Raw genomic sequence first — 5,549 nt, 5'->3', positions numbered from 1 at the left:
CATCTTCGACATTAGGTTTCCCTTATTTTCCTTCACTTAATTTTGAATGGACTGGAGTGATTCTAATAAAATTAAAAAAATAACAACACATAATCATAAAATCTCTCCAATTCTCTTTTTTTCTAAAAGCATTTCATTAAATAACAGATATATTCACTCAATAATCCGCACCACATATTAACTTTCAATTTAAATTTTAATATAGTATAAATAGGAGTATTATCAATGCTATAGACACCCTAATCATCTTTGATCTCTCCCATTCTCTTATTAAAATTACTCTTTCTCCTTCCTCATGCTAATAAGTGCCATTATCGTTTATTCTGTCAATATCTTTTTTATTTTTTGTTTTTTATTTATAACTAATACGACGAACTCATGTTAATTCAAGAGAAGCCCCTTAGGTGCTGTCTTTCTCTACTTTTTTAAGATTAATTACGTTGCTACATCGTGAAATGAATTATTTAAGCAGGATTAGCTTTTTTGTTGTTACTGAATGTTCATTTATTAAGTTTATCAGGTAGATCCCACTCGGCTGATCATAAGCATCCCACACTATTTGGTAATTCCCTGGCTGTTTCCTACCTTCTTCAAGAATTTCTACTAATTGCCCCTTAAGGTTATAAACTGCCAGTTTCACATTGCCTGACTGCTCTACATTATATATAATAGTAGTCTGCGGGTTAAAGGGATTCGGGTAATTATTTAAATTCCCATTAGCTGCTATCTCATCTAAATCATTATCATTATTAGTTACATTATACTGCCAGATGAGTTCATAATCATATTCATAATCTCCGGAGGCTACGCATTTTACTTCAAAATAGCCAGCTTCGGAAAAGGTATATGTAAATATAAAACTGGTCTCTGTCTGCAATTCTTCATTTACATACCATTGATATTCCAGAGTAAAATCATTGCTTGACATCAGAAACACTTCTATATGCCCCATATCAGCATCATTGCGGGTTGAGACTGGTGTAAATGAGTCAATAGGTGGCGTGAGTACTCTGATGCTGTCAATTATCACCGGGTCTATAGGACGGTTATTGGCATTAGTAGGTACTACGCTTATGGCATCCACAACATCCATACCTTCGATTATATGCCCAAATATCGCATGCACATTATTCAGCCAGGAAGTGGGTACTACTGTAATGAAATATTGTGATCCGCCTGTATTGGGATTTCCGGTATTTGCCATGGAAACTACTCCCCGGTCATGCACTAATTCTGGATGAAACTCATCAGGAATATTATATCCCGGTCCACCCATACCTGTTCCAGTGGGGTCTCCATCCTGGATCATAAAATCTGCGATCACACGATGGAAAATGCATCCGTCATAAAATTCAGCATTAGCCAGATCACGGAAGTTGTAAGCAGTTATTGGCACTAAATCTTCGCGTAGTTCCGCTTTAAAAACTCCCATATTGGTTTTCCATTCCACCACAGTCTGCCCGTTAAGGCTTATCACAATTACCATAATACTTAATAACAATAACAATTTTGACATTATTAACTCCTTGCGTTGTATCAAGACCATCCCTGGTCTTGGTTTCTTTTACATTTTCAATTTTCCATTCCTCTACCTGTCTTTTCCCCCGCCCAGACCAGGGATGGTCTGGTTACAACGTTGTATCAAGACCATCCCTGGTCTTGGTTTATCTTATATTCAATTTTACATTTTCAATTTTTACATTACTCTCCATGTCTTTCCCCCACCCAGACCAGGGATGGTCTGGTTACAACGGTTCATTCACTATACTATATCTATACTTCCAATTCTGATATCCAGCTTTTTCGGGATTATGCCAGACATAATTCATTTGAAAACCGAACTCTTTATCGCTGCGGATAATATGATTATAGGTATCAGTATGCCAGAATCCGCCTTTACGACCCAGAATTTTATTTGCCTCACTTGCCGAATAAGATTTCCAGCTATGGATGATCTTAAACAAGTTATCATTAAAAACCCTGACAATAGCATGCACATGATTCGGCATAATGCACCAGGCATATAATTGATACCTTATATCATTATAATACATCAACGCCGAAGCCAGCATTTTGGCAATTTTATCTATTTTCAAATAACAAGCACCTGTTCCTGCATCAAGATATTTATCAACTTTCTTAGATTGCAAGAATCTCAGTCTGTCCTCTTCTTCCACTGAAAGGGGTCTATTCATTTTTTTGGCTGATTCAATGATATCTATTCTCTCAAATTCCCACTTTCTTATAATCTCCTGAGGCAAAGAATCTAATAGACGAAAGCAGACATGATAAATGGAATGATCCATTGTCCAATGAGGAAGATACTCACCTTGTTTAATTACTATATCCATTTTATGCTCCTTCGTTGTATCAAGACCATCCCTGGTCTTGTTTTAATTCTCCCACACCCAGAGCAGGGATGCTCTGGTTACAACGTTGTATCAAGACCATCCCTGGTCTTGGAGTCTTATCTGCTTTGATATGCCATAGTTTTACAAGATGCTCTACTGCTTTGTCCATAACACCTTTCCTTCTCTGCCTACATCGTAGTTGATCGTCCCTATATAATCCTTATACTTCTCAAAATCCTGCCAATTCTTGATAATTAAATCTATGCGATATCCCAAATAGAGAAATTTCTTCTGTAAACGGTACAATAAATCCATTTTATATTTTCGGTTAAACTCCTCATTAGTTAGTATCATTACGTCTAAATCACTGGATTCGTCTTGCTTGCCGGTTGCATAAGAGCCAAACAGAATGATCTGATATGGTGTCATTTCACCCAATATCACATCTTTTACAATCTCTAAATCCTTTTTCTGATACATTACCAATTCTCCCGTTGTATCAAGACCATCCCTGGTCTTGTCTTAATTCTCCCCACACCCAGAGCAGGGATGCTCTGGTTACAACGTTGTATCAAGACCATCCCTGGTCTTGTTTTATCTTACATTCAATTTTACATTCTTGTCAGCCTATGGCTGTTTACAATTTCAATTTTCCATTCCTCTACCTGTCTTTTCCCCCACCCAGACCAGGGATGGTCTGGTTACAACGTTATTTCAGTAGCATGGCTTTGCCGGTGCTTTCTCCATCTTTGGTTTTCAGTCGGAACAGGTACATTCCAGATGGCTGATCATTGGCTTTCCAGATGATATTATGATCTCCTCTATCCATATTACTTGAAACCAGGTTTTCCACTAACTGTCCCTTGATATTATACACCGAAAGATTCACCTGACCAGGTTTATTAATATAAAAATTGATATTCGTCTCCGGATTAAATGGATTAGGATAAATCCGGTCAATAATTCCAGAGGACACTACCAGATCACTCTCATCACTATCCACATTCTCATTCGTAACCAGAATATCATCAATTTTAACTCTATAATTATCAGTACAGTTATAGTGCCTCCAGGCGAGATAAACCGTTTGTCCTGCCCATTCCTGCAGATTCACTGCCCGTTGCTGCCAGACAACATTCAAGGTATCCAGTGTTTCACTAAATAATAATGCTGTAAAATCAGCCAGATCACTTCCTGTTGTTGATAAATATACACCATAATTTTCATTAGGAAATAAAACATCCTGAGTTGCTATCCACCAGTATAAATCTGTACTGTCTGGTATTGTGATTGCCGGAGTGATCACCCAGTTATCGGGAGTAAGTGCCCCAATCCCTCCTTTCCATGATTCAGAAGCTAAAGACTGTAAACCATTATGAGCGGTGTTCTGAGTTGAATAACAAAACCAGTTATAAGTATCTCCATCTCCATCAATAATCTGCCAGCCTCCCGGAACAATAGTCTCTCCGGTTAAGCTGTCAACGTAAGCAGTCTCAAAGCCTTCCTGCAAAATATGAGCAGACATACTGAATATCACACCCAGTAGTATGAGTAGTATAATTTTGAATTTCATCATTTCCTCCAGATTTTATGATTTGTTTCTTAATCAGATTATCAATTATTTTGTCAAGTATAACCTCTGATCTGGCTGCAGATCTGAATCACATTTTTTCTGGTAAACGCAGTGAACACGGTAAACAGAGTTACTGATGTTCAGCAAAACCATTTTCTAAGTTATATGGATCTGATCTCTCTGTTCCCGGACTGACCACGGCATGACATTATAATGTTATGCCGTGGTCAGTCCGGGAACAGAGAGATCAGTTTATAGGTACAAATAGTGGAATATAGGGATTATTCAGGTACTTGAGATTGTTGAATAAATTGAATTTATATATCTCGTACCCGGCTTTCGGGGAGATTTTACTTGACGCTTACAAAGGTATTTTCCAATAAAATGACTTTAGACGAAGGGGTGGGTAGATGAAAAATTTCAAAGCAGAAGACGGTAAGACTATTTATTATCAGTCCTGGTTACCAGAGGGAGAACCGCAGGCAGTAGTTCAGATCGTGCATGGCATGGCGGAACATTCGGGTAGTTATTCAGAACTGGCAAATTTTCTAACAGAAAATGGAATAGCAGTATATTGTCATGATCAGCGAGGTCATGGTCAAACAGCCGGCACCGAAGAAGATTATGGTTATTTAGCTGATAAAAATGGCTGGCAGTTATTACTTGAAGACATTCATCAATTTACAGAAATAATAAAAAAATCTCATAAGAAACTGCTGCATTTTATTTATGGACACAGTATGGGCTCGTCACTGGCTCAGAATTATATCCGTGAATGGGGAGAAGATATTGATGGAGTGCTCTTAAGCGGAATACCTGTGCAATCAATGCTGCTGATGAAGTTAGGTGAAATGATAGCAAAATATGAGATACGCAAATTTGGAAGCCGGTATCGCAGCAAGCGTCTGGCTGCTTTATCTTTTGGGAGTTATAATCGAAAATTCAAGCATCCGGAAACTGCTTACGATTGGGTAAGTCGAGATAAAGAAAAGGTTGCTGCTTATATCGCTGATCCCTGGTGCGGCGGTACATTTACATCAGGATTTTTTGCTGATATGCTGGGTGGGATGATAGAATTGAGTAAAAGCTCGATGATGAAGAATATTCCTCATGATCTGTCTTTTTTATTTATGGCAGGAGAGCAAGATGCAACAAACTCAAATGGCAAAAGTGTCTGGAAAATTATAGATTTCTATGAGCGACATGGTTTTTTTGATATAGAAGCGATCTTTTATCCAGAATGCCGTCATGATCTCAAACTGGAATTGAACAGAGAGATGTTCTTTGCTGATATATTGACCTGGCTGCAGGGTAAAATTGCCGATTGGCTCAAGCAATCTTGAAAAAATACATTCTTGCTATTGATCAGGGGACTTCCAGTTGTCGGGCAGTATTATTTGACGAATCTTTTGGAGTAGCTGGAATAGAGCAGAAAGAAACGCAGACAAGCTACCCTCATTCTGGCTGGGTGGAGCAGGACGCAATCGAGATCTGGGAAAATCAATTAGCAGTGATCCAGGCATTGCTGGCAAAAAAGAGAGTAAAAGCATCCGAGATAGCCGGGATCGGCATCACAAATCAGCGAGAGACAACTGTAATATGGGACAAAAGCGGGAAACCGGTAT

At 38.4% G+C, this 5,549-nt stretch carries 7 protein-coding genes; 2 read left to right on the top strand and 5 right to left on the bottom strand.

Features of this window, described 5'->3' with window-relative positions:
* Nucleotides 1-460: 460 nt before the first annotated feature.
* From RAO94_12450 to RAO94_12430, 5 genes are all read right to left on the bottom strand, one after another.
* Nucleotides 461-1,516 (bottom strand): peptidylprolyl isomerase, encoded by a 1,056-nt coding sequence (locus RAO94_12450; protein MDP8323151.1) that lies wholly within the window; start codon nucleotides 1,514-1,516, stop codon nucleotides 461-463.
* A gap of 229 nt (nucleotides 1,517-1,745) precedes the next feature.
* Nucleotides 1,746-2,351, bottom strand: coding sequence for a transposase (locus RAO94_12445; protein MDP8323150.1), 606 nt, complete (start codon nucleotides 2,349-2,351; stop codon nucleotides 1,746-1,748).
* A gap of 19 nt (nucleotides 2,352-2,370) precedes the next feature.
* Nucleotides 2,371-2,520: a hypothetical protein gene (locus RAO94_12440; GenBank protein ID MDP8323149.1), complete on the bottom strand. Its 150-nt coding sequence runs from the start codon at nucleotides 2,518-2,520 to the stop codon at nucleotides 2,371-2,373.
* Nucleotides 2,505-2,831, bottom strand: a complete 327-nt coding sequence (locus RAO94_12435) for a nucleotidyltransferase domain-containing protein (protein ID MDP8323148.1) — start codon at nucleotides 2,829-2,831, stop codon at nucleotides 2,505-2,507. Before RAO94_12435 ends, RAO94_12440 begins: the two co-directional genes overlap by 16 nt.
* Before the next feature lie 229 nt (nucleotides 2,832-3,060).
* A complete protein-coding gene (locus RAO94_12430) occupies nucleotides 3,061-3,927 on the bottom strand; it encodes a choice-of-anchor J domain-containing protein (protein MDP8323147.1) in 867 nt (288 codons plus the stop codon).
* Between the two features lie 407 nt (nucleotides 3,928-4,334).
* On the opposite strand from RAO94_12430, the gene RAO94_12425 reads away from it, so the two are divergent.
* Both RAO94_12425 and RAO94_12420 read left to right on the top strand, forming a co-directional pair.
* Nucleotides 4,335-5,267 carry a lysophospholipase gene (locus RAO94_12425; GenBank protein ID MDP8323146.1) on the top strand — a complete coding sequence of 311 codons (933 nt, stop codon included), beginning with the start codon at nucleotides 4,335-4,337 and terminating at the stop codon, nucleotides 5,265-5,267.
* Nucleotides 5,264-5,549 (top strand): FGGY family carbohydrate kinase (locus RAO94_12420; GenBank protein MDP8323145.1); only part of this gene is annotated, 286 nt, incomplete at its 3' end. The genes RAO94_12425 and RAO94_12420, both read left to right, overlap by 4 nt.

Origin of the sequence: Candidatus Stygibacter australis, assembly GCA_030765845.1 — a bacterium.
Classification (GTDB): domain Bacteria; phylum Cloacimonadota; class Cloacimonadia; order Cloacimonadales; family TCS61; genus Stygibacter; species Stygibacter australis.
Note: the sequence above shows the minus strand (reverse complement) of the source record. Positions and strands in the feature narration are given on the sequence as shown.